The organism is Thioalkalivibrio sp. ALJ4 (assembly GCF_000377225.1).
Lineage (GTDB): Bacteria > Pseudomonadota > Gammaproteobacteria > Ectothiorhodospirales > Ectothiorhodospiraceae > Thioalkalivibrio.
In genome coordinates, this window is record NZ_KB897917.1 from 769076 (window position 1) to 792906 (window position 23831).

Sequence of the window (23831 nt, forward strand, 5' to 3'; positions counted from 1 at the left end):
GGGAGGAAACGATGCACCGGATCGACCAGCCCATCATCGCCTTTCGCCGCTCGGACACCCCGCAGGGCGAGGGCGCATCCGGTGGGGATGACCACCCGCTCGGCAAGCGCATCCCGTCGCGCCCCGAGGGCGAACTGGAGTCGGTCACCGAGAAGGTGCGCTACTGGACACAGGACGGGCCACAGACGGTCTATCTGGTGGTCAGCTTCGTGGCCGTCTCCGGCACGGTCAGCGGCGAGCGCGTGACCATCGAGCGCCCGATCGAATTCTTCCTGCCCACCGGGCAGCACTCCGAGTCCTACCAGTGGATCTCCGCGACCATGCGCAGCCTGTCGCTGGCGGCCCGTGGCGGCTACGCCGCCCGCGCCCTGCGCGACCTGCGCAAGGTCAACTGGGACCGCAGCCCGGTTCGCTGCGGCGAGAACGAATACGGCAAACCGCTGTACCACCCCTCCGAGGTCGCCGCGATCGCCCACGCCCTGCAGCGCATCCTCCAGCGCCGCGGCTTCCTGGATCCCGACGGCCACCCCCGCCCGCTACGCGAACTGGTCGCCAACTACCGCGACCGGACTCCGAAAGCCTCCGGCATCCTGGAAGCCCCGTACCTGGTGGCCACTGTCACCCCTTGCCCGCAGTGCGATGGCCATCTCGAGATCATCGACGGCTGCCCCACCTGTCGCGACTGCGGCTACTCGAAGTGCTGAGCATGGTTCCTGGGTAAGGATTACCCGGCGCGTTATCGGTCGTTGAGGGGCGGCCTCCTACGGCGGACGTTAGCCCGTCGTGATGCCGCGTTTTGCGCCCACCCACGGCCGGGTGATACACAGGGTCCGGGATCCCCGATTCGGGTGCAGACGCGGCGGCAGGGGTGCAACGGTCCTGGTCGCCCAGTCTCGGTTCGTGGGGGCACATTTCAGGCAACGAGGACAGCGCATGAATAATGTGGGGCGGAAGGCGAAGTGGGGTGCGGCGGTTGCCGTGGGTGCGGCGATGTTGGGCGTCGGCGCGATCGCCGCGGCCGATTCCTCGGTGGTTGAGGTCGACAATCGCTCCAGCGAGTCGATCCAGGGCTCGGTGCTGGAACTCTCCAGCTACACCGAGCGTTCCTTTAATCTCGCCCCGGGGGCGCGAACGGATCTGAAATGGGACGGCTGGTATCACGAATACGTGTACAACCTGGATGGCGAGTCACCCAATGTGGTGCGCTTTCAGTCCCGTTTTCCCAACCGCGATTACCTGTCGAACGACATCACGATCACCTATTTCGACGGTGACGACGGGGTGGAACACGAGATCGAGTGCGGCGAGCCCTGCTACTGGCCCTGATCCGCATCGATCTCTCCATCTGTGGCGCGCCGGCGCCCTCCTGTCCGATTCAGCTGCGTGGCGTTTGCCGGCAGGCCAGGGCCGGTGTTTGTGGCCACCGGCCGTCGGGAAGCGCGTCAATCAATGCCTCTATTAGCGCCATGATCTTTTGAGTGACTGAAAACGGGACAGGGATCGAATGGGTCGTTCGGTGGGCTGTGCGGGGCTTGTTCCTGCTCAGCCCTTTGCTGTTGTTGGGCCCGGCTGTCGAGGCCGTAGCGGGCACCGATGCCTTCGAACAACAGGCGATGGAATATGCCCCGGCCCCGCTCGCGGGCAGCACCATCGAGCTTGGGCTTGCGGAGGCCGTGGCGTTGTCTCTGCGCCGGAATACGCAGCTGCAAAGCGCCTATCTCGACCGGGTCGTGGATCAGCTCAACCTGGCCGTGGCGGAGGCGCAGTTCCGGCCGCAGGGCACGATTGACCTGTCGGCGCAGCAGAGCCGATCGCCCGGCGACGATGCCGAGACGCAGCGAAGCTCGACCCTGTCACCCACCCTGGAGGCGGAACTGCGAACCGGCGGCCGGATCGGCTTTAGCTGGAACCTGGCCCAGTCGCATGGCGAGACCGGGCTGGCCGCAGCCAGCTCGCGAGTCTCCAACCTGTCGCTGGATCTCTCGCAGCCGCTGCTGCGCGGAGGCGGGCTGGCGGTTGGGCGTGCGCCACTCGAGATTGCGCGTATCCAGGAAGCGATCAGTGCGTTGAGCCTTGAAGAACAGGTTGTCACGGTGATCGAGAGCGTGATCAACGCGTACCGTTCGCTGCTGCAGGAGCAGCGGCGCCTGGAGATCGCCCGTTTGTCACTGGAGCGCACCGAGGATCAGCTGGAACGCAATCGGGCGATGGTGGAGCGCGGGCGCATGGCGCGCAATGAACTGGTACAGACCGAGGCCAGTCTGGCCAATCAGCGTTTCAATGTGAGCCAGTCCGAGGAGACTCTGGAACAGGCCGAGCTGGAGCTGCTGCGTCTGCTGAACCTCGGGCGCGACACGCGGCTGCGGCTCCTGGACACCATCGACCTCGATGAGTTGGATACCCTGCGCGTGGACGCCCCGGCGGTCGATGAAGCGCTGGATATCGCACTGCAGAATCGCCCTGACTACCTGCGCCTGCGTCTCGGGCGCGCCATCGAGGACGTCAACCGCATGCTGGCGCAGAACAATCATCTCTGGCGGCTGGACCTGGTGGCCAGTCTTGGTGCCGGTGGCGAGGGGGATTCCGCGCGCAGCGCTCTTGAGGCCACCTTTGACGAGCGTCCCGGCTACAGCGCCGGGCTGCAGATGGAGGTCCCGCTGTTCGATCCGGAGCGGCCGGTGCGCTTGCTGGAATCGGAGATCCGCCTGCAGCAGGCGCATATCCAGTTTGCCGAACGCGAGACCGAACTGCGTCTGGAGGTTGAGCGCGCGCTCAACGACCTTGATAGCCGCTGGCGCCAGATCGGCTTTGCCCGGCAATCGCTGGAGCTAGCCCGCGAGAGCCTCGAGATCGAGCGCGAAAAGCTGTCGGTGGGGCGCAGCACCTCGTTTCAGGTCAATGCCACCGAACGCAGCCTGCGGGAGGCGGAGCAGTCGTTGCTCAATGCGGTTGTGGCGTATTTGAATGCCCAGAGTGTGCTGGATCGTGTGCTGGGCACCACGCTGGACACCTGGGGCCTGGCACTCCCCGAAGCCGGAGTCATGCCATGAGTCAACAGGAACCGGTCAGTCAGCACATCCTCGATGCGATGGCCGATGGCGTCCTGGTCGTGGACGCCGCCGGGATGATTCGAACGCTCAATCCGGCTGCGGCCCGCATCCTCTCGTTGTCGCCGGAGTCCACCCTGGGGCGCAGTCTGGCCGAGGTCTTCCTCGGCGAATCCGGCTATGGCGAGTTCGTGGATGTATTGCTGGAGGCCATCTACTCCGGCGAGATGGTGCCCGATCGTGTGGTGGCGGTTGAACTGGGCGGCGAGACCCGTTCCCTCAAGCTGACCACGTCCTACCTCGACGAGGGGGCGGCCGGCGGGGAGCGGGCGGTCCTGGCCGTATTCACGGATGTCACCGATCTCGAGGCCGCCCGGCGCAGCGAACACGCACTGGCCGAGGAGCTGCGCAGCAAGCACCGCGAGTTGCAGGATGCCTATGTGCAGGTCGAGTCCAGCAACGAAGCCCTGCAGCATGTCTTTCGGCGCACTCACCGTCTGCGTCTGGCCGCCACCGTCGCCGTGATCGGCGTGTTTGCCCTGGCCGCGTACTGGGCCATGCCCAGCCTCTCACTACCGGACTTTGGCGAGACCACGGCTTCGCGCGCTGCGCCGGATGTTGTGGATCCGGGTGTGTTCGAGGTGCAGGCGCGTTCGCTCGAATCCACGACAGGCTTTTCCGGGCGCTTCCGGCCGGGCGATGTAATTACGCTGGTCGCCCCGTTCGAATCCACCGTCCTGTCGCGCCATGTGGAGTATGGCGAACGCGTATCCGAAGGCGACGTACTGCTGGAGCTGGACCCCACCGAGGTCCGCATTCGTTACCGCCGCGCTCGCAGCGATCTGGCGGATGCCGAGGCCGAGGTGGAATCGCTGGAAGACTGGGAGCAGAGCCGGGACATGGCTTCCGCCCGGCGCAGCCTGCGCCAGGCGGAGCGCTCGCTCAACAATGACCGTCGCGAGCTGGATGACGTCGAGCATCTCTTCGAGCGTGGCATCGTGCCGGAACGCGAGCTGCGCGCGGCCGAGGACCGAGTGCAGGAGGCCGAAGTGCGCGTCGAAGCGGCGCGCGAGGACATGGCCGAGACCCAGCGCCGCGGCGGTACGCGCCAGCTCGAGCGCGCGCGCGCCGAGGCCGAGAACGCGCGTGCTGAATACGAGCAGGTGCGCGCTCAGATGGAGGGCAAGCGGGTCATCGCGCCGGTGGACGGTATCGTGCTGGCCCCGATCGACGACGAACAGGACGGCGATCGCCGGGTCGAGTCCGGGTCGCGGGTGAACAGCGGCGAGGCCCTGCTGGCGGTGGGCGACCTGTCGTCGATGGAGATCGAGGGCAGTGTGGACGAGCTGGATATCCACGACGTGCGCGTTGGTCAGTCCGCTCGTGTGCGGATTGCACGCGGGGGCGGCGAGGAGTTTCCGGCCCGAGTGTCGTATGTCTCCTCGCAGGCACAGGAGTCGAGTGGGCGTGGCTTGCCGGTGTTTCGCCTGATTACCCGCATCGACGATCTGGACGCCGAGGCGCTGGAGCGGATTCGCGTCGGGATGTCGGCCTCGGTGGATGTGGTCACCCAGGAGGAACCCGATGCGGTTGTCATCCCGCACGCCTTTGTCGAGCGCGACGGCGACGAGTACTGGGTATGGCGCCAGCGCGACGATGGCGAGCCGGAACGGATCGCGGTCGAGCTGGGAAATTCGCGGTTTGACGGCGTACAGGTCAGTGCAGGGCTGGAGGCCGGGGATCGGTTGATCGCGCCGCCCGGTGGCGGGTCGTGAGCGCTCAGCCCCTGGTGCAGATGCGGGATGTACACCGTCGCTACCGCGTCGGGCCATCCGATGTTCACGTCCTGCGCGGGGTCGACCTGGACATCCAGCGTGGCGAGCTGGTGTCGCTGATGGGCGGGTCCGGTTCCGGCAAGTCCACGTTGATGCACATTGCCGGGCTGCTGGAACGCCCGTCGGCCGGTGACTACCACTTCGACGGCCACGATGTCTCCCGGATGACCGCCGACGACCTCGCCCGCTATCGCAATCACCAGATCGGCTTCGTGTTCCAGACCTTTCACCTGTTGCCACGCCTGACTGCGGTCGACAACGTCGGCTTGCCGCTGATGTATCAGGATGTCGGCAAGCGCGAGATGCGACGTCGTGCCCGCGCCATCCTGGAGCGAGTCGGCATGGGAGATCGCGGCGATCACCGGCCGAACGAGCTCTCCGGCGGTCAGCGTCAGCGCGTGGCGATTGCACGCGCCCTGGTGGGCAGCCCCTCGGTGGTGCTGGCCGACGAACCGACCGGGGCGCTGGATTCCCGCGTGGGGCAGGAGATCATGGATCTGTTCCTCGAGCTGAATTCGGAGGGTGTCACGCTGATCATCATCACCCACGATACTGATGTCGCGCGGCAGTGCCGGCGTCAGTTGGTCATCCGCGACGGGGTGGTCGACGAGGATGGCGCATGAGGCCCCGTGTGCTGCTGGGCGAGGCCCTGCGCAACATCGCCGCGACCAAGCAGCGATCGCTGCTGGCCCTGCTGGGGATCGTGATCGGCACGGCCTCGGTGATCGCGATGCTGAATGTCGGCACGATCATGCAGAACGCGATGCTGGAGCAGTTTCGTGCCATGGGCACGAATGTGGTCAATATCCGCGAGCGCTTTCAGCGCGAAGAGGATGGCCAAGCGGTATCGCTGACTCCGGAGCTGGCGTTTGATCTGGGGCGCGAGACCGATGGCCTGCAGCGCGTGGCGCCGTTCAGTACCGGTAGCGCCCAGCTGCAAATGGGCGCGGACAATCACAACCTGCGCCTGACGGGCGCGACCGAATCGCTGCGCGACCTGCTGCGGGTGCGTCTCGCCCAGGGTCGCTGGATATCGGATATCGATGGCGTCAGCCTGCAGGGGGTGTTCGGCGCCGAGGTGGCGCAGCGTTATGCGCGCGAGGCCGGGAGTCCGCTGGAGGTGGGCGAGCGGGTCCGTATCGGGGCGTACTATGTGACCGTCGCCGGGATCCTCGAACCCTACCCGCGGGGCGGGGGTGTCAGCCCGGTGTCACCGAACAGCACGGTGTTTCTGCCGCTGGAGGCCCTGCAGCGATTCGAGCCGGACGGGGACCTGGACGGCATCCTTGCACGGGTGCACAACGAGGTCGATCACAGCGCCCTGGGGCAGCAGATCATCGAGTGGTTTTCCGATCGTGTCCCGGGGCTGCGGGTCGAGGTCAACAGCGCCGAGCAACTGCTGGAGAACATGGAGGCGCAAAGCCGCATGTTTACCGTCATGCTCGGTGCGATCGGCAGCATCGCCCTGATCGTCGGAGGGGTGGGCATCATGAACATCATGCTGGTGTCGGTGACCGAGCGCCGTCGCGAGATCGGAATCCGTCTGGCCATCGGGGCACGCAATGCCGACATCCGCCGGCAGTTTCTGGTCGAGGCCGTGCTGCTGTGTCTGCTGGGCGGCGTGCTCGGCGCCGTACTGGGTACCGGCGTGGCATACGGCTTCGCACACTTCACCGGCAATGCCTTTGTGGCGGCACCCGTGGCGGTCGCGCTGGGCGTCTCCGTGTCGACCCTGACCGGGGTGGCCTTCGGCTACTACCCCGCGTTGCAGGCCTCGCGGCTGGATCCGATCATCGCGTTGCGCAGCGAGTAGGCCGCGCAAACCGCCGCCATCCCCGGTAGAGCCCGGCCAGCATCACCAGCACGGCCAGGCCCTGCAGGACACGATCGCCATGGCGCTGATAGAACGGCCGGTCCGCTACGGTGTGTACATCGATGCTTCGGGTCGTGCTTTCCCAATGCGGGGTCTCGCTTCCGGGTACGACCCGGCCGGCGGCATCGAACACGGCACCACCCCCGGTGTTGTGCAGCATGATCAACGGGCTGCGGTTTTCCAGGCTGCGTGCACGGGCGATGGCCCGGTGGGCATCGGCTGTCCGTGGGGAGCCGAACCAGGCGTGATTGCTGATGTTCACGATCAGGCCGGCCTGCCCGGCCAGATTTTCCCGCACCAGGTCAGCGAACAGGCTCTCGAAACAGATCGCCGGAGCGAGGGGTATGCCATCGGGGCCAGTCAGCGGCGCCGCCATCGATCCCGGGCTGAAGCGCGAGGCCTGCGGGAGCTGCGTGCGCAGCCAGGGGAGCTGCTTTTCAAGAGGCAGGTATTCCCCGAATGGCACAAGCTTGCGCTTGCGGTAGGTCCCGGACAGGCCAGAGTCGGGCTCGAACAGCAGGGCGACATTGTGGACGACATGATCCCCGTCGCGGCGCTGCTCGGTCCCGTTGACCAGTATGGGCACCCCGATCTCGTCGGCGAGATCGGCGAGCGCGCGATGACCCCAGGATTCCGGCGCCGCCTGCATCGTGATCGCGGCCTCGGGCCAGATCACCAGATCCAGGTCGGGGTCGGACGCATGCAGCCGTCGAGTCATCTCGATCGCGGTCTCGATGTCGTTGTCGCGGTCGGCCGCTGGCATGTCGTCGCGCCGCGCATGGACCGGGATATTGGGCTGCACCAGCCCCAGGCGTGAGCTGTGCTCCGGCGCGGCCTGGTCCAGCGCGTCCAGGCGAAAGCTTCCGTATGCGAGCAGGGCGGCGAGCAGTAGTACCAGCAGCAGCGGTGCAGCCGGCGCGAGCGTACGACGGTGCAGCCCGGTCAGGATGCCGGCGGCGAGAAAGCCGAGCGCAGCCGCAAAAAACAGCAGGAGCGGGATGCCGCCGACATCGACCACTTGAGCGAGGTGTGGATGGGCGAGCAGGGCATAGCCGAAATGACCGGGAAGGATCTGCGGCGAGAACGACAGGATGACGGTCAGCAGACCCGCCGCAAGCAGGGCCTGCGCGGGTCGCTCCAGGCGCAGCGCCAGGAGCGAGGCCGTCGCGGCGAACGCGGCATACGGGAGCGCCTGGAACAGCGCAATCCCGAGCACGGTCAGACCGCCCACTGCCCACGGAAGGTCCAGCCATGCCTCCATGCCCGGTAACACCCATCCCACCGATGGCAACCAGTAGCCCAGGCCGGCGAGCAGCCCGGCCGCGGCGGCCGCCCCCGGCCTAAGCCCCTGAAGCGCGAGCCCCAGCAGGCTTATGGAGAACAGAGTGAAGACCCCGGGGAGCGGCCCTTCGGCAAAACTCAGGTGAAAGAGGATCGCGGAGCCCGCCAGCAACGCACCGCGGGCGAGCGCAAACAGGGCAGTCGGCGGGGATAGGGCCGCCGCGCGGGCGGCCTCCCCGGTCGGGGAGATCGAGCGGGTCAGCGTATGCCGAGGCGGTTCGGGCAGCCGCCACCGCTATAGCGAATTTCGGTGATCTCGACCTCTCCGGAGACCACGTGAATCTCCGAGCGGTGGGAAAAGTCGAGCCGCTTGGTCTCGCCGGAACGCCAGCTTTCCCGGTCACGGGCCTCCAGCGTCATCCGTTCCCGGTGGGGGTAGTCATCGTCCATTACGGATGCGTATCCCTGCAGCTCGCTGGACTCGAGCCCGCGAAAGCCGATGCACCCGGTCGCGAAGCTTTGCGTAGCCAGTTGCACGCGATCGCCGCTGCGCAGGACATCGCCTTCGTTGGCCGAGCTTCCGCCCCCCGAGGCGGCTGCGGGCGAGGTAGCGGCGATCGAGAGCAGGGCCGTGGCGACAAGAGCTTGGGTGATCTTTGGCATTCCGGATCCTGTTTCGGTGGGTTCGGTTTTGTTTTGCGCGGCCGCGGTCAGCTGACGCGCAGTCCAAGCCGGTCGGGGCAGCCGCCACCGCTATTACTGATCTCGGTGATCTCTACGGCGCCGGACAGCACACGGATCTCGGAGGTGCGAAAGTCGAAGCGCTTGGTTTCTCCTTCCCTCCAGCTCTCGCGTCCCCGCTGCTTGGTGATCGGGTCCCCTCCCCTGTAGGAGACGATCAACTGGTATCCGTGGACCTCGCTGTCGGACAGCCCGCGCAGGCCCATGCAACCCGTGGAACCGATCGCGGCCTCGACCCTTACAGAGTCCCCGGCGCGGAGCGTGTCGCCCACGCTCGCACTGGATACGCCTGAGGCCATAGCCGAGCCCGAGATGCCCGTGAGGGCGGTCACAACGCCTGCCATTAGCGCGGCGCGTCGAAGCGGCTGATCAATCATGCGGGGGTGGCCTCCGTGCGGACTGTCGAGTGGAGTGGCTCAACCTAGCACAGCAAGGTTGTAATCCCCGCGGGAATGGTTAGTTCGGCGTGAGGTGGAGCGCCCCGGGGATTGCTGTACACGGGGCGTTCGGGGGAGATGTGGGAGACCGAGTCAGCTCGTCGGCTGAGGGATCGCCAGTTCCCAGCGCTCGAGCACGACACCCATGACGCGATCGAGATCGGTTCGGGCATTCTGGTAGTTGATGGCGGCATCCAGCAGGGATTGTTCCGCTTCGCGAAGATCGCGTTCTACGCTTTCCACCTCGAATCCCGAGGATCGCCCCACGCCGAGTTTTTCCTGTTCGACGGCCACGGCCTGGCGCGCAAGCTCCAGCGATTGCTCCGCCAGGCGCAGCTGATCCCAGCGACTCTCGAGGGCGTTCAGGTTGCGCTGCACCTCGATGCGGATAGAGGTTCGCAGCTCTTCAGTGCGCAGGCGCGCCTGGCGCTGCTCTACACGCGCCGTACCCAGGCGCTGCTGGCGAGCGGGGCGGTCGCCCCAGGGGATGCTGAGTTGCAGGCCTACCGCATGGCCGGGCGATTCCTCGAAGCCCTGCTCGATCGCGCGCGTGGTGGAAGGGGCATCGCCCCTGACCTCGACCGAGGCGGACAGGTCCAGTTGCCAGCGGTTGGCATCCTCGGCCAGCGTTCGATCGAGCGCGGCCAGTTGCTGGGAAACCAGCGACTGGCGCAGCTCCGGGCGCTGCTCCATGGCTATATCCAGCGCCTGGTCCAGGCTGGGTGCGTCGGTATGGAGCGCCTCTACAGAGCGGATATCGATGGTGTCTTCCGGCTCGACCCTCGTCCCCGGTTCCAGTCCGATCAGGCGCACCAGTTCCAGCTCGGCCTGGTCTCGGCGCTCAAGGGTCTGCTCGCGCTGCAGTTCCTGGCGCGCGAGGCTCTCGCGCGCGGGCGCCAGGTCGGCCGCGGAAAGCCGACCGCGGTTCACCAGTTCGCTGCGGGTTTCGAGGTTCTGGCGACTGCGCTCCAGGGCCAGTTCGGCCAGCTCCACCCGCTGGTTCTCCAGAATCAGCGTGCGATAGGACTGGATCACCTGGGCGAGGGTGCTGGTGACCTGCGACTCCAGGACCAGCACGTTCCGTTCTTCATTCAGGTGTGCCCGCTCGACGGGGGCCCGCCCAATCTCCAGCCCGCCGCCGCGCAGTAGCGGTTGCCTGATGTCCAGCGTGACCTCGGACGTGCTGTCCTCCGTCCCATCGGGCGCGCTGGATTGCAGCACTCGCTCCACGCGCCAGTTCAGGCTGGCCTGTGCACCTGTTGGGAGCGCCATGCTGGCTCCCGGAGCCACGCTGGCGGTCCGCGTGCGTGTGCCGTTCAAGCCGGCCGAGCGGTCTTCCCGCGCCTCGAGCGATACCGAGCTGCGGGGCTGGAACGTGCGTTCGGCCAGATCCAGGTTGGCCCGATCGAGCACGCGGCCTAGATACGCGCTGCGCAGCGACGCATTGCGAGCGATGGCCAGTTGCAGTGCATCGCGCAGCGTGAGCCTCAGTGGCCCGTCCGCCGACTGATCGCCGGAGCCGACTACCGGGTCGGGCCCCGCGACGCCGTTGCCGGGTTCCGCAGGCAGGCTGCTCGCCCCGGCGTCCGTAGCCAGGAACAGCAGGCAGCCGAAGAAGACAGGGTGCTTGAGCAGGCGCATGGAGGCGGCGGAGGTCGCTCTCTCGGTCGGCAGGTGAGTTTCCGGCGACCGCCCGCAAACCGTGCGCGCCATCACATACCGGCAGTATCCCAACCTTGCCGCAACCCCGTAAAGGCAGGGTCGGTTGCACCAGGATGGGTGTCTAAAGGAAAACCGCTGCGAACCGTCCGGATTGGAGTGGCACATTCCATCCAGGCGGTCACTTTGGCGCCATCGATGGTTGCCCCGCTTGTCGCGGCTCGCAGTGCCAGGGACGAGAGTCTTGATTATCGGCCTTGCAGTCTTCCTTTCAGGTCCAGGGTCAGGCACTTCATGCCGCCACCGGATTTCTGAAATTCGTCGATCGCGACCGGGTGCACCTCCATGCCGTGCTGCCGGTAGCGTTCGGCGAGGCCCGTGGCGCGGTCGCTGAGGACGATGCGCTCGCCATCACTGACCGCATTAAGGCCGTAGGCCATGGCATCGGCCTCGTCCGCCTCGATCACATTGGGCACCCGACGCCGTACCGCCTCCAGGCTCTCTCGGGTGAATGCAGGCGGATAGAGTGCAACGGTTTGGCGGTCGACCACCGTGAACGCCGTGTCGAGGTGGTAGAAGCGGGCATCGGTTAGCTGGAGGCTGACGACTTCCAGATCCAGAAACGACGCGAGCTCGGCATGCGCCGCCTGATCGCTGCGCCATGGGTAGCCGGCGAAGAACGTGTCGTTCCAGATCAGCGCGTCGCCTTCGCCCTCGAAATCGTGGCGGGGCTGGTAGAGCACCGTGAACCCCTGCTCGCGCAGCCAGCTTTCGAACCACCAGGTCTCGCCCTGACGCTCTGGATGCCGAAAGGTGGGCAGCGCCACCTTGTCACCCACGACAAGCGCGCCGTTGGCCGTGAAGACCATATCCGGAAACCCCTCGACGGGCGGGATCAGATGGACCTCCCAGCCAAGGGTCTCCGTGTACAGCTGATAAAGCGCTTCCCATTGCCGGGCCGCTGCGTCCGGGCACACGGGGCACTCCAGGTCCATCCAGGGGTTGATCTCATAGTGGATGGCGAAGTGTTCCGGACGACACATCAAAACGGATTTCGCCATCGTGGTGCTCCACTCCGGAATCGGCACGAACACGCTTTTGACTTGAAACGTGCCAGCAAGGGTGCGTCCCTTCAAGTGCCTTCGTCGAGGTGTGTGAGCAGGCGCGCCGGGTTCGGTGGAGGCAGACCCAGCATGGCTGCGTATCCCCCCGCAGTGGATAGCTACATGGCTGGCGGGGGCGTCATGGAAATCTCGCAGGCGGTCTCGTACTCTGGCCCGCCATCTGTCCAACCCCGCTGGAGACATCGTGGTCAACATCCTGAACCCGTACGCCGACGATCAGCCCGAGCCGAAGCACATCCTCCTGCGTGCTCGCAGTGGCGAGGCGGTTTCGGCTAACTTCACCCTGCAGGATCGGCGGGGCCGAGAGAGCGCGGCGGAATACCTGTTTCATCTCTATTCCACCATCAAGCAGAAGCTCGGCGAGCCGGTCCTGGATACCGCGGCCCCATCGCCGGACGACCAGGCCGCCATGCAGCGCCTGATCCTGTATTCGGCCGGCGCCCACGACACCATGTTCGGTACCTTTAATGCCTCCAACACCTCCTCGGAGATGCCGGAGGAGGAGCGCAACGAGTTCGTGGAAATCTTCCTGCTGGCCTGCGCCACGGTCATCGAGGGCCAACGGATCACCGTCGACCTTCAGCGCGGCCTCGTCACTGCCGAGGCGGCCTGAGCGTGGGTCGGGACAAGCCTTGCCTTTTGACCCACCTTCACCAGAGAGGCAAAAGGCAAGGTCTGACCCTTCGGACTCCCACTTGGGAGTTGCGCCCGGTAGCGGGGCGTCCGTAGGACGCGCCGCCTTGGAGTTCTGTCAATAACTGTACGAATCACATCCAGAGTGATTTATAGAGACGGGTAGGCCAATGCGGAAACATGCGGTCACAGAAGCGGTGCGCCATCCTTCTTTTCCTTTTCTGCAACGTCGCGATAACAGGCCAAAACGTACGCGATAAAACCCAATGAAAAAAGAAATATTAACAGAGACACCCATGCTGCTTGTCCATAGGTTATTTCAACATCCAGCGTATTTGCCTGGACATAGAAGCTAGAAAAATGGCTAACCGGGCCGGCTACCAGTCCAGTAAAAAAAGCGAATCGAACAAATCCAATGTATAGCCGCCGAACCGGGGGGGTATGCAAAAAAAGATACAAAATAATACCGCTCAGACCAACGAAAGCTACGGCGAAAAAAAACAGAGTAATCTTTACGCTAACAGATTCGAAACGCTCAGTGAATTGGTCGGGTGCAAGCAGGAGTAAAAAGAACGCGACGAGGATGACAAAGGCCGACCCATAAGTAAGGGCCGCTCCTATGTCCCGGTTACGAGTAGTCCAGCTTTTCATAGCCTCAGCTATTGTCGAGCTTTATCTTTCTGTATGTAGAAACGCCGATGCCGGCAGATAATATGGACATCAAACCAATCACCGAAGAGGCCCCAAACGCCAGCCAGTTCCCTGCTATCGCGGAGCCCACACTCAAAGCCAGTGAAGAAAATCCTAGGGCCACAAAAAGCGTGGGCAACATCTGATACATAAAGAAGATACGCCAATCGATCGATATAGTACGATCTACATTGGAAATGAGCGGCTCGCTTGCCCTCGTGCGGATCTCCTCGGTATTGCCCTTGAGCGCTTCCTTGGGATAATCGATAACTTCCGTCGCGCCTTCTTCCAGGAATATCTTATACGCCCCCAGCCTAGCGTCACTAGAAGACGTTCCTGATGCTCTTGCGGCCAAAAAAAATAGCTGGAAGTTAGGTATGGTGTCGAACGTCTTCGAATATAAAGTTCTCTGAACTTCGTCGAACCGGTTGGGAATATCCGAAGCCTCCGGGCGGTAGAGTTCTTGATCGTTATCGCTAGGATGAAAAGCGAATTCATTTCTCATTGCCTTTCTCCTCCCCGACAATGAACGAGGTTATGTGGCAGGCGTCCATTTTTCTTCGTGCCGAGAACGCCTTTTTTCTCGCGCGTTCGCATTCGGCCGAGAGCTTTTCAATGTCTTCTGAATCGACCGCAAGCGACAATGTCATGGTTCTTCCGTTGCGCCGGTACTCGAGTGACAGTGTTTGCATTACTACGGCACCCGAAATCTCGGCATCATCATCGGAAAAAACCGGCCGAACGTCGCACAAAATGCGCGTAGAGCTAAGTAGATTTTCGTGATCGTAAGACAGGTCAAGAGCTTTTGCGACACGCCGTATCGGCGCAAGGTCTATGAGCGATTCTATGTGTTTTCGGGCTTTGCTCCATTCGGCCTCATATCCTTTAGCGGACTCCGAGGTAATAGACGCTTGAAGGCGGTCCATGAGTTCTGCGGTTGAGATACGAGCGGTGCGGCAGGTTATCGCCATGGAAACAAGCACGCGAGTTACGATCTCGCCAGTGACCTCAAGGTCTTTCAGTGTCGGGTCGATTATGGATTCGATTTCTGAGGGGGTGAGCGGCGCCTCTTGGCTTCGCTCTATGGCGACACGTATTTCGTCTAGGCGTTCGGGGCCTAGGGAAACCAGGGATGTGAGGTCCCGGCGCTGGTGCTCTTTTAGGTTGAAATGCGAAGGCACTGTAATCGGAGCCCTTTAGGGAGAGATTGGTTGATCACGAATTAGGGAAGGAATAGGGCCAAATTAGAGCTGTTATGCGTCGATGCGGTCACGGCTCAGGTTGCAGCCACTACTCTGTGCGATCTTCGGTTTGTGCGGCGTGAGTGTCAAGTACCACATCGGAGGGGACGAGCTACCTACATGGTGTCTACATAGGTGCCGAGGGTTTTGGTGGTGCGGTGTAAGTATCTGTAAATATGGTGGGCCCGGCTGGACTCGAACCAGCGACCAAGGGATTATGAGTCCCCTGCTCTAACCAACTGAGCTACAGGCCCGTAATCGGGGAGGGTACAAACGACTGCGGCGCCATTCTACCCGGAAAGGGAGAGATGGCGCCGCAGAGGGTGGCCGGCGGGGAGCCGGCCGGGTGTTACTCGGCGTCGGTGTAGGTGCGCAGCAGTTCGGCGCGGGTCGGGTGGCGCAGCTTGCGCAGGGCCTTGGCCTCGATCTGGCGGATGCGCTCGCGGGTGACGTCGAACTGCTTGCCGACTTCCTCGAGGGTGTGGTCGGTGTTCATGTCGATGCCGAAGCGCATGCGCAGGACCTTGGCCTCGCGCGGGGTCAGCGTGGACAGGATCTCGCGGGTGGCCTCGGACAGGCTCTCGCGCGCGGCGGAGTCTGACGGCGAGGCGACCTTCTCGTCTTCGATGAAGTCGCCCAGGTGGGAGTCTTCGTCGTCGCCGATCGGGGTCTCCATGGAGATCGGTTCCTTGGAGATCTTGAGCACCTTGCGGATTTTGTCCTCGGGCATCTCCATGCGCTCGGCCAGCTCTTCCGGCGTGGCCTCGCGGCCCATTTCCTGCAGCATCTGGCGGGAGACGCGGTTGAGCTTGTTGATGGTCTCGATCATGTGCACCGGGATGCGGATGGTCCGGGCCTGGTCCGCGATGGAGCGGGTGATGGCCTGGCGAATCCACCAGGTGGCATAGGTCGAGAACTTGTAGCCGCGGCGGTATTCGAACTTGTCCACCGCCTTCATCAGGCCGATGTTGCCTTCCTGGATCAGGTCGAGGAACTGAAGGCCGCGATTGGTGTACTTTTTGGCGATGGAGATCACCAGGCGCAGGTTGGCCTCGACCATCTCCTTCTTCGCGCGGCGAGCTTTGGCCTCGCCGATGGACATGCGGCGATTGATCTCCTTGATCTCGGAGATGTTCAGGCTGGCCTCGTGTTCGGTCTCGGCGAGCTTTTTCTGCAGGCGCACGATCTCTTCCTCGTGCTCGGCGAGGGCGGTGGTGTACTTGCCCTTGGCCTTGCAGGCCTCCTTGATCCAGCCGAAGTTGGTCTCGTTCTTCGGGAAGCTGTCGATGAACGCCTTGCGCGGCATCTGCGCCTGATTTACGGCCAGTTCCATGATGCGGCGTTCATGGCGGCGGATCTGGTCGATGCTGCCATGCAGCTGGCTGGTCAGCTGGTCGACCATGCGCGGGACCAGCTTGAACTCCATGAAGTACTTGGCGGTGGCCTCGCGCGCGACGGCGTAGGCCTCGCGGTTGCCCTTCTCGAAGGCCTTGTGGGCCTTGGCGTGCAGCTTGCGCAGCTTCTCGAAGCGTTCGCGGGCCTCTTCCGGGTCGGGGCCGGTGTCGACCGGTTCGGCGGCCTCGTCGTCTTCCTCGGCGTCCTCCACCTCGTCGACGATGGCGTCCAGCTCGGCGCTGGCCTGTTGTTCGGCGGCGGCCGCGGCCGCCGCCTTCTGCTCGTCCTGGGCCTTCTGCGACTGTTCCGGCGTCACCAGGCCACGGGCCACGGCCTCGCCGTTGGCGTGGTCGTTCGGGTCGATGAAGGAGACCACCAGATCGGTCAGGCGGCCGTTGTTCGCGACAATCTGATCGTACTCGTGGATCAGCCGCTCGATCGCGCCCGGGTGATGGGCGAGCGCGAACAGGACCTGCATCAGGCCCTCTTCGATGCGCTTGGCGATGCGGATCTCGCCTTCTCGGGTCAGCAGCTCGACCGTGCCCATCTCGCGCATGTACATGCGCACAGGGTCGGTGGTGCGACCGAAATCGGAATCGGCCGAGGCGAGCGCGGCCACGGCGTCCTCGGCGTCTTCGTCGGCAGAGACGGAGCCATCGGACAGCAGCAGGCTGTCGGCGTCCGGGGCCTGCTCGTGCACCGCGATGCCCATGTCGTTGATCATCGCAATGATGTCTTCGACCTGGTCGGAGTCGATGATCGAGTCGGGCAGGTGGTCGTTGACCTCGGTATACGTGAGGTATCCCTGCTCCTTGCCCTTGGCAATCAGTTCCTTGAGCTGGGATTGTTGCTCTTCACGATTCATTACGGTCGTACTCCGAGGTGCCTGGGTCGCTGAATGGGTCGGATCATTCCGGGTCGCAGAAAAATCAATCCTACATTGTAGCAGAAGATTCTTATATTGCCGGGATTCTCCCGCCAAACCCTCTGCCGGGTCGCGGAAATCCCGGTAAGTACTCTGGGGGCGGAGTTTTCAATTTCAATCGCTTACGGCCTCTGGGCCGCGTGCTACGGGGGAATCTAACCGGGGTTTCTCTTCTGCAGTAGTGCACTAAGACGCGCGAGCTCCTCGCGTTGTTCCGTAGCGAGCCCGCCGTCTGCGCGCGTGAGTTCACGAATCCGCGTGCGTGCCTGCTGGAGCAGGAGCTGGCGGGCACAGTCCATGGCCACCTGTTGGGTCACCTTCGGGTCGCCATCGCCAAGTTCCCGGGCGGCCAGGGCCTGCAGGCGGTTGAAGTGGCGATCGTCGCGGAAGCGTTCCAGCAGATGGGCGCTGCTACAGCCGGGACGCTCTTGCAGGGCTCCCAGCAGCTTGCCCAGCGTTTGCGCGGCGGTGCCGGGGAAGGCCGTGAGGTCGGCCAGTTCGGACTGGGACCACTCGAGCTCGGGGTGCTGCAGGATGCGCGCAAGCAGCGCCCCCCAAAGGGCGGAGGGTGTCTCCTGCGCCGCGCCCGCCGGCTCGGCGGATGGGGCATCGGGGATGTCCGCCGGTGCGGAGACGGGGCCCGTCGCGCGGGCGTTCCCGTCTTCGGCCTCGCGCAGTTGCTCGCCCAGCCGCTCCGGGCTCAGGTGGGTCTCCTGGGCGACACGCTCGACCAGCTGGTCGCGGAACAGTGGGTCACGGGTGGTGGAGACCAGTTTCATCGCGGCATGCGCGAAGCGGGTGCGGCCCTCGGCGGTGTCGGTCGGGTGTTCCTCGCGCAACAGCCGCACAAGCGTCTCGGACAGGGGCAGGGCGCCGGTGAGGCGTTCCTCCCAGCCGGCGAGGCCGTCGCGCAGCACCAGGCTGTCGGGGTCGTCGCCCTCGGGCAGGAACAGCACGCGCACCTCGCGCAGGCCCTGGATCGCGGGCAGGGCCTCGGCCAGCGAGCGCCAGGCTGCGCGGCGCCCGGCGGCGTCGCCGTCGAAGCACAGGGTGATGCGCGAGACCAGGCGGAACAGGCTGTCCAGGTGGGCGCGGGTCAGGGCGGTGCCCATGCAGGCCACCGCGCGCCGAAAGCCGGCGCGCGCCAGCCCGACCACGTCCATGTAGCCCTCGACCACCACGATGTCATCCAGCCGGGTGCAGGCCTTGCGCGCTTCGAACAGGCCGTAGATCACCTGGCCCTTGTGGAAGACCTCGCTCTCCGGGCTGTTCAGGTACTTCGGTTCGCCGTCCTCGATCAGGCGCCCGCCGAAGCCGGTGATGCGGCCGCGCCGGTCGCGGATCGGGAACATGATGCGCGCGCGGAAGCGCTCGCGGATGCCGCCGTCGTCGCGGCGGGCGGCCAGGCCGGCTTCCACCAGCTGTTGCGGGGTGAAGCGTGGCTTGAGTGCCTCGATCAGGCCCGAGGGCGGGGCCCAGCCGATCTGGTAGTCGCGGGCGGTGGTGCCGTCGATGCCGCGGTTTTTCAGGTATTCGACTGCCTTCGGCGTCTGGCGCAGCTGCTGCACGTAGTAGTCGGCGGCCGCGTTCAGGGCCTCGTACAGCGGCGCGTGGGCCTCGCGCTTGTCGTCCGCTCCGGCCTCGCGAGGGACCTCCAGTCCGGCCTGCTCGGCCAGTTGCTCGACCGCCTCGGGGAAGCTCAGATTCTCGTACTCCATCAGGAAGCTGATGGCCGTGCCGTGCGCCCCGCAGCCGAAGCAGTGGTAGAACTGCTTTTGCGGAGAGACGTAGAACGACGGCGTCTTCTCGCCGTGGAACGGGCAGCAGGCGGCGAACTCGCGCCCGGCCTTCTTCAGGCTCACGCGGCGCTGGATCACCTCGACGATATCGCTACGTTCGAGCAACTCGTCGATGAATGCCTGGGGGATGAGACCTGCCATGGTTTCGCCGGCTATTCCTCGGGGGTGTGCTCGTCGTCAGGTTCGCATGATAGCCCAGGGTCGGGGCGCAACACGTCATTGCGGGACGCCGCAGCCGATGCGGCGAGCCCCGGTGGTCTCCGGGGCGGACGCCGGGGTTGCCCGTGGAGATCGCCACGTCGCTTCGCTCCTCGCGATGACGCTACTTTCTACCTCCCCGTCCTTGCGAGGAGCCGGGGGCGGCGAAGCAATCGCTATCCGTCAGCCTCCGGTCGCGGGATGGTGTCAGGGTGCTGCCAGGTCATTGCGAGCGCAGCGAAGCAATCTCCAGGAACTGCCACCAGAACACAGCATCAAGCGATTGCTTCGCTGCGCTCGCAATGACGGGTTTTGGGGCACTGCAAACAAAACGGGCCCCGTCAGGGGCCCGTTTGAACGTTCCGCCGGGTGGCGGGTCAGGCGGCCTGGCGCAGGTTGGCCAGCAGGCCCCGGAGTTCGGAGGCCTTGGGCTTCACCAGCCAGAACGAGCCCTGGTAGTGGTCGAACTGCTCGAGGATTTCGCGGCCCCAGGCGCTGTCGGTCTCGTGCACGAATTCCGTGATGAGCTCCTCCAGGTAGTTGCGGTGGGCCTCCATGTCCTCGGTGTCGAGGCGGTGCAGGTCGATCAGCTCGTTGTTGATGCGGTCCGGGAAGTCGTTCTCCCGGTCCAGCACGAACGCGAAGCCGCCGGTCATGCCCGCGCCGAAGTTGATGCCGGTGTTGCCCAGCACCACCATCACGCCGCCGGTCATGTACTCGCAGCCGTGGTCGCCGATGCCTTCCACCACGGCGATCGCGCCGGAGTTGCGCACGCCGAAGCGTTCGCCGCACTGGCCGGCCGCGAACAGCTTGCCGCCGGTTGCCCCATACAGGCAGGTGTTGCCCATGATGGTGGTGTCCTGGCTGGCGAAGCCCGAGCCTTCCGGCGGACGGATCACCAGCTTGCCGCCGGTCATGCCCTTGCCGACGTAGTCGTTGGCATCGCCTTCCAGGTACAGGTGCAGGCCGCCGGCGTTCCAGACGCCGAAGCTCTGCCCGGCCGTGCCCTTCATGCGCACGGTGATCGGGGCATCGGACATGCCCTGGTTGCCGTGGCGCTTGGCGATCTCGCCGGACAGGCGCGCGCCGATCGAGCGGTCGGTGTTGGCAACGTCGAAGCGGTATTCGCCACCGGCCTTGTTCTCGATGGCCTCGAGCATCTCGGCGACCATCTTCTCGGCCAGCTCGCCCTTGTCGAACGGCTCGTTCTTCGGCTCCTTGCAGAAGCGTGGCTTGTCGTCGAGGTCGCCGCTGGCCAGCAGGCCGTTCAGGTCCAGGTGCTGCTGCTTCGGCGTCTCGCCCGGCAGGATCTCCAGCAGATCGGTACGGCCGATCAGATCCGTCAGGCTGCGCACGCCCAGCTTCGCCATCCACTCGCGGGTCTCGCGGGCGACGAACTGGAAGTAGTGCATGACCATCTCGGGCAGGCCGATGAAGTGGTTCATGCGCAGCACCTTGTCCTGCGTGGCGACACCCGTTGCGCAGTTGTTCAGGTGACAGATCCTCAGGTACTTGCAGCCGAGCGCGACCATCGGGCCGGTGCCGAAGCCGAAGCTCTCGGCGCCCAGGATCGCCGCCTTGATCACGTCGAGGCCGGTCTTCAGGCCGCCGTCGGTCTGCAGGCGCACCTTGTCGCGCAGGTCGTTGCCACGCAGGGTCGCGTGGGTCTCGGTCAGGCCCAGCTCCCACGGGGTGCCGGCGTACTTCACCGAGGTCAGCGGGCTGGCGCCGGTGCCGCCGTCGTAACCGGAGATGGTGATCAGGTCGGCGTAGGCCTTGGCCACGCCGGCCGCGATGGTGCCGACACCGGCCTCGGAGACCAGCTTCACCGAGACCAGCGCATCCGGGTTGACCTGCTTGAGGTCGAAGATCAGCTGCGCCAGGTCCTCGATGGAGTAGATGTCGTGGTGCGGCGGCGGTGAGATCAGGGCCACGCCCGGATTCGAGTAGCGCAGTTCCGCGATCATCTTGTTGACCTTGTGGCCCGGCAGCTGGCCGCCTTCGCCGGGCTTCGCGCCCTGGGCGACCTTGATCTGCAGCACCTCGGCGTTGACCAGGTAGTGCGGGGTCACGCCGAAGCGGCCGGAGGCCACCTGCTTGATCTTGGACATGCGCTCGGTGCCGTAGCGGGAAACGGCCTCGCCGCCTTCGCCGGAGTTGGAGCGCCCGCCCAGGCGGTTCATTGCGGTGGCCAGGGCCTCGTGGGCCTCCGGCGACAGCGCGCCCAGGCTCATGCCGGCGGAGTCGAAGCGCGGCAGGATCTCGGCCTCGGACTCGACCTCGTCCAGCGCGATCGGCTCGATGTCGTCGCGGACCTTGAGCAGGTCGCGCAGCACGGTCACCGGGCGCTCGTTCACCAGATCCGCATATTCCTTGTATACGCCGTAGTCGCCGGACTGCACCGCGCGGTGCAGGGTCTGGATCACGTCCGGGTTGTAGGCGTGGTACTCGCCACCGTGGACATATTTCAGCAGGCCGCCCTGGCCGGCGCTCTTGCGCGGATTCCAGGCGCGCCTGGACAGCGTCTCCAGGTCCGCCTCGATATCGGCGAAGCGGGTGCCCTTGATGCGGCTGGTGGTGCCGGTGAAGCAGGTGTCCACGACCTCGTCGGCCAGGCCGACGATCTCGAACAGCTGCGCGCCGCGGTAGCTGGCGATGGTGGAGATGCCCATCTTCGACAGGATCTTGAACAGGCCCTTGTTGATGCCGCGGCGGTAGTTCTGCGCCAGGGTCAGCGGGTCCGCGTTCGGGATCTCACCGGACTCGCACATGCCGTGCAGCGCGGAGTAGGCCAGGTACGGGTAGATCGCGGTGGCGCCGTAGCCCAGCAGCACGGCGAAGTGGTGCGGGTCGCGCACGGTGGCGGTCTCGGCGACGATGTTCGCGTCGGTGCGCAGCTTGGCGCGGATCAGGGCGTGATGCACCGCGCCTACGGCCAGCGCGGCCGGGATCGGCCGGCGTTCCGGATCGATGCCGCGGTCCGACAGCACCAATACGACGGCACCGTTGCGAACGGCCTGTACCGCGTTGTCGGTCAGGGCCTTGACGGCGTCTTCCAGCGAACCGGCATGGACGTCGTAGTTGAGGTCCATGCGCTCGACGCGGAAGGCGTCTTCGGTCTGGTTGCACAGTTCGCGGAACTTGGCCTCGGACAGCACCGGGGAGTCGGATACCAGGCGGTGGGCGTGGTCCGGGGTCTCCTCGAACAGGTTCTGCTCGCGGCCGAAGCAGGTCTCCAGCGACATCACGATGCTCTCGCGCAGCGGGTCGATCGCCGGGTTGGTGACCTGGGCGAACTGCTGGCGGAAGTAATCGAACAGCGAGCGGGTGTGGCGGGAGAGCACGGCGAACGGGGTGTCATCCCCCATCGAGCCCACGGCCTCCTGACCGGCCTCGGCCAGCACGCGCAGGATCTGGTCGCGCTCCTCGAAGGTCACGTCGAACAGCTTTTCGTAGGTGTCCAGGCGCTCGGCCGGCATCGGCTCGCCGGAGAACAGCTGGTTGTCGTCCAGCTGGCTCTTCAGGTGCTTCACGTGGGCGCGCAGCCACTGGCGGTAGGGCTGGCGCGTACGGTTGATGCGGTCGACGTCCTCGGGCTGCAGCAGCTCGCCGGACTCGGTATCCACCGCCAGCATCTGCCCGGGCTTCAGGCGGCCCTTGGCGACCACGTCCTCCGGGGCGTAGTCGTACACGCCGATCTCGGAGGCCAGGGTGATGTGGCGGTCCTTCGTGATCACGTAGCGCGCCGGGCGCAGGCCGTTGCGGTCCAGGGTGCAGGCGGCGTAGCGGCCGTCGGTCAGCACGATCCCGGCCGGGCCGTCCCAGGGCTCCATGTGCATGGAGTTGTATTCGTAGAAGGCGCGCAGGTCGGAGTCCATGTGCGCGACGTTCTGCCACGCCGGCGGGACCAGCAGGCGCATGGCGCGGAACAGGTCCATGCCGCCGGCCAGCAGGACCTCGAGCATGTTGTCCAGGCTCTGCGAGTCGGAGCCTTCCAGGTTGACCAGCGGCTCCAGCTCGGCCAGTTCCGGCAGGTTCTCGGTGGCGAACTTGTGCTGGCGCGCAACCGCCCAGTTGCGGTTGCCCTGCACGGTGTTGATCTCGCCGTTGTGGGCGAGGAAACGGAACGGCTGCGCCAGGCCCCACTGCGGGAAGGTGTTGGTGGAGAAGCGCTGGTGGAACACGCAGATCGCGGTCTCCAGCTCCGGGCGCTGCAGGTCGCGGTAGAACACCGGCAGGTTCTCCGGCATCACCAGACCCTTGTAGGAGACCACGCGCGCGGACAGGCTCGGCACGTAGAACACCGGGTCGTCGCCCATTGCGATCTCGGCGCGGCGGCGCACTACGAACAGCGCGCGCTCGAAGGCGTCGCCGTCCATGTCGGCCGGGGCGTTGATGAACACCTGCAGGATGTGCGGCTGGCTCTTCAGGGCCTCGGCGCCACAGGCGTCTTCCGGGTTGATCGGGACCTCGCGCCAGCCGGCAAGCTTCAGCGGGCCGTGCTCGATCGCACCCTCCACGGCGGCGCGTGTCTCGGCGATCTTGTCCGGGTTGATGAACACAATACCGGCGGCGAAGCGCTCGGCCAGTTCGATGTTCGACTCCGAGGCCAGGGTGCGCAGGAAGGCTTCGGGGGTCTTCATCAGCAGCCCGCAACCGTCGCCGGTCTTGCCGTCCGCGGCGATCGCGCCGCGGTGGGTCATCCGTTCCAGGGCCTTGATCGCGGTGTCCACCACCCAGTGGCTGGCTACGCCGTCCATGTGCGCAATCAGGCCGAAGCCGCAGTTGTCGCGCTCGAATTCGGGGCGGTAGAGGGTGCCGTTCAGTTGGTTCTGTCGCATCGGTGAACTCCGGTCACGGCGCGCGAAAGGCGGGCCGTCGGGCTGGAAAAGAACACGAAAAAAGGCGCAGGAATATAGCCGAACCGTCATTCTCCCGGCAAACCGGGGCCGG

The 23831-nt window shown here is 65.2% G+C and carries 18 protein-coding genes and 1 tRNA gene; 7 read left to right on the top strand and 12 right to left on the bottom strand.

Going from position 1 to position 23831, the window contains the following annotated elements; genetic code table 11:
- Positions 1–11: 11 nt before the first annotated feature.
- From C936_RS0103695 to C936_RS0103720, 6 genes are all read left to right on the top strand, one after another.
- On the top strand, positions 12–704 hold the full coding sequence (locus C936_RS0103695) for a hypothetical protein (RefSeq protein ID WP_018175231.1): 693 nt from the start codon (positions 12–14) through the stop codon (positions 702–704).
- A gap of 229 nt (positions 705–933) precedes the next feature.
- A complete protein-coding gene (locus tag C936_RS0103700; protein ID WP_018175232.1) occupies positions 934–1326 on the top strand; it encodes a hypothetical protein in 393 nt (130 codons plus the stop codon).
- Between the two features lie 206 nt (positions 1327–1532).
- The gene (locus C936_RS0103705; RefSeq protein WP_018175233.1) at positions 1533–3050 is read left to right on the top strand and encodes a TolC family protein; all 1518 of its coding nucleotides are present in this window, start codon (positions 1533–1535) and stop codon (positions 3048–3050) included.
- Positions 3047–4822: an HlyD family efflux transporter periplasmic adaptor subunit gene (locus C936_RS0103710; protein ID WP_018139024.1), complete on the top strand. Its 1776-nt coding sequence runs from the start codon at positions 3047–3049 to the stop codon at positions 4820–4822. The genes C936_RS0103705 and C936_RS0103710 overlap by 4 nt, the downstream gene beginning before the upstream one ends.
- Positions 4819–5505: an ABC transporter ATP-binding protein gene (locus C936_RS0103715; protein ID WP_018175234.1), complete on the top strand. Its 687-nt coding sequence runs from the start codon at positions 4819–4821 to the stop codon at positions 5503–5505. Before C936_RS0103710 ends, C936_RS0103715 begins: the two co-directional genes overlap by 4 nt.
- 8 nt (positions 5506–5513) lie before the next feature.
- Positions 5514–6695 carry an ABC transporter permease gene (locus C936_RS0103720; RefSeq protein ID WP_018175235.1) on the top strand — a complete coding sequence of 394 codons (1182 nt, stop codon included), beginning with the start codon at positions 5514–5516 and terminating at the stop codon, positions 6693–6695.
- On the opposite strand, the gene lnt is transcribed toward C936_RS0103720, so the two are convergent.
- From lnt to ddaH, 5 genes are all read right to left on the bottom strand, one after another.
- Entirely contained in the window at positions 6673–8208 is a 1536-nt protein-coding gene (lnt, locus tag C936_RS0103725; RefSeq protein ID WP_018175236.1) for an apolipoprotein N-acyltransferase, read from the bottom strand. The two genes, C936_RS0103720 and lnt, sit on opposite strands and share 23 nt — an antisense overlap.
- An 86-nt stretch (positions 8209–8294) precedes the next feature.
- On the bottom strand, positions 8295–8699 hold the full coding sequence (locus tag C936_RS0103730; protein ID WP_018175237.1) for a hypothetical protein: 405 nt from the start codon (positions 8697–8699) through the stop codon (positions 8295–8297).
- Positions 8700–8746: 47 nt separating this feature from the next.
- Positions 8747–9154 (bottom strand): hypothetical protein, encoded by a 408-nt coding sequence (locus tag C936_RS0103735; protein ID WP_018175238.1) that lies wholly within the window; start codon positions 9152–9154, stop codon positions 8747–8749.
- Positions 9155–9307: 153 nt separating this feature from the next.
- Positions 9308–10855, bottom strand: a complete 1548-nt coding sequence (locus C936_RS0103740; RefSeq protein ID WP_018175239.1) for a TolC family protein — start codon at positions 10853–10855, stop codon at positions 9308–9310.
- 266 nt (positions 10856–11121) lie between these two features.
- Positions 11122–11934, bottom strand: coding sequence for a dimethylargininase (gene ddaH / locus C936_RS0103745; RefSeq protein ID WP_369699441.1), 813 nt, complete (start codon positions 11932–11934; stop codon positions 11122–11124).
- A 247-nt stretch (positions 11935–12181) separates the two neighbouring features.
- Between ddaH and C936_RS0103750 the strand changes: the two genes are divergently transcribed.
- Positions 12182–12610, top strand: coding sequence for a hypothetical protein (locus C936_RS0103750; protein ID WP_018175241.1), 429 nt, complete (start codon positions 12182–12184; stop codon positions 12608–12610).
- A 206-nt stretch (positions 12611–12816) separates the two neighbouring features.
- On the opposite strand, the gene C936_RS14890 is transcribed toward C936_RS0103750, so the two are convergent.
- From C936_RS14890 to gltB, 7 genes are all read right to left on the bottom strand, one after another.
- A complete protein-coding gene (locus C936_RS14890; protein WP_155988201.1) occupies positions 12817–13281 on the bottom strand; it encodes a hypothetical protein in 465 nt (154 codons plus the stop codon).
- Positions 13282–13285: 4 nt separating this feature from the next.
- Positions 13286–13825, bottom strand: a complete 540-nt coding sequence (locus C936_RS0103755; RefSeq protein ID WP_018175242.1) for a hypothetical protein — start codon at positions 13823–13825, stop codon at positions 13286–13288.
- Complete coding sequence (locus C936_RS14895; RefSeq protein ID WP_155988200.1) at positions 13815–14501, bottom strand: hypothetical protein; 687 nt, start codon at positions 14499–14501, stop codon at positions 13815–13817. The genes C936_RS0103755 and C936_RS14895 overlap by 11 nt, the downstream gene beginning before the upstream one ends.
- Positions 14502–14738: 237 nt before the next feature.
- Positions 14739–14815 (bottom strand) — tRNA-Ile (locus C936_RS0103760).
- Positions 14816–14910: 95 nt separating this feature from the next.
- On the bottom strand, positions 14911–16821 hold the full coding sequence (rpoD, locus tag C936_RS0103765) for an RNA polymerase sigma factor RpoD (RefSeq protein WP_018175243.1): 1911 nt from the start codon (positions 16819–16821) through the stop codon (positions 14911–14913).
- 215 nt (positions 16822–17036) lie between these two features.
- The gene (dnaG, locus tag C936_RS0103770; protein WP_018175244.1) at positions 17037–18821 is read right to left on the bottom strand and encodes a DNA primase; all 1785 of its coding nucleotides are present in this window, start codon (positions 18819–18821) and stop codon (positions 17037–17039) included.
- Between the two features lie 434 nt (positions 18822–19255).
- Positions 19256–23719: a glutamate synthase large subunit gene (gene gltB, locus C936_RS0103775; protein ID WP_018175245.1), complete on the bottom strand. Its 4464-nt coding sequence runs from the start codon at positions 23717–23719 to the stop codon at positions 19256–19258.
- Between the last annotated feature and the right edge of the window lie 112 nt (positions 23720–23831).

Excerpts from the sequence above, each read along its gene's own strand:
- ddaH (WP_369699441.1), bottom strand. The coding sequence starts at position 11,934 with ATGGCGAAATCCGTTTTGATGTGTCGTCCGGAACACTTCGCCATCCAC.
- rpoD (WP_018175243.1), bottom strand. The coding sequence starts at position 16,821 with ATGAATCGTGAAGAGCAACAATCCCAGCTCAAGGAACTGATTGCCAAG.
- gltB (WP_018175245.1), bottom strand. The coding sequence starts at position 23,719 with ATGCGACAGAACCAACTGAACGGCACCCTCTACCGCCCCGAATTCGAG.
- C936_RS14890 (WP_155988201.1), bottom strand. The coding sequence starts at position 13,281 with ATGAAAAGCTGGACTACTCGTAACCGGGACATAGGAGCGGCCCTTACT.
- C936_RS0103700 (WP_018175232.1), top strand. The coding sequence starts at position 934 with ATGAATAATGTGGGGCGGAAGGCGAAGTGGGGTGCGGCGGTTGCCGTG.
- C936_RS0103740 (WP_018175239.1), bottom strand. The coding sequence starts at position 10,855 with ATGCGCCTGCTCAAGCACCCTGTCTTCTTCGGCTGCCTGCTGTTCCTG.
- C936_RS0103735 (WP_018175238.1), bottom strand. The coding sequence starts at position 9,154 with ATGATTGATCAGCCGCTTCGACGCGCCGCGCTAATGGCAGGCGTTGTG.
- C936_RS0103730 (WP_018175237.1), bottom strand. The coding sequence starts at position 8,699 with ATGCCAAAGATCACCCAAGCTCTTGTCGCCACGGCCCTGCTCTCGATC.
- C936_RS0103755 (WP_018175242.1), bottom strand. The coding sequence starts at position 13,825 with ATGAGAAATGAATTCGCTTTTCATCCTAGCGATAACGATCAAGAACTC.
- C936_RS0103710 (WP_018139024.1), top strand. The coding sequence starts at position 3,047 with ATGAGTCAACAGGAACCGGTCAGTCAGCACATCCTCGATGCGATGGCC.
- C936_RS0103695 (WP_018175231.1), top strand. The coding sequence starts at position 12 with ATGCACCGGATCGACCAGCCCATCATCGCCTTTCGCCGCTCGGACACC.
- dnaG (WP_018175244.1), bottom strand. The coding sequence starts at position 18,821 with ATGGCAGGTCTCATCCCCCAGGCATTCATCGACGAGTTGCTCGAACGT.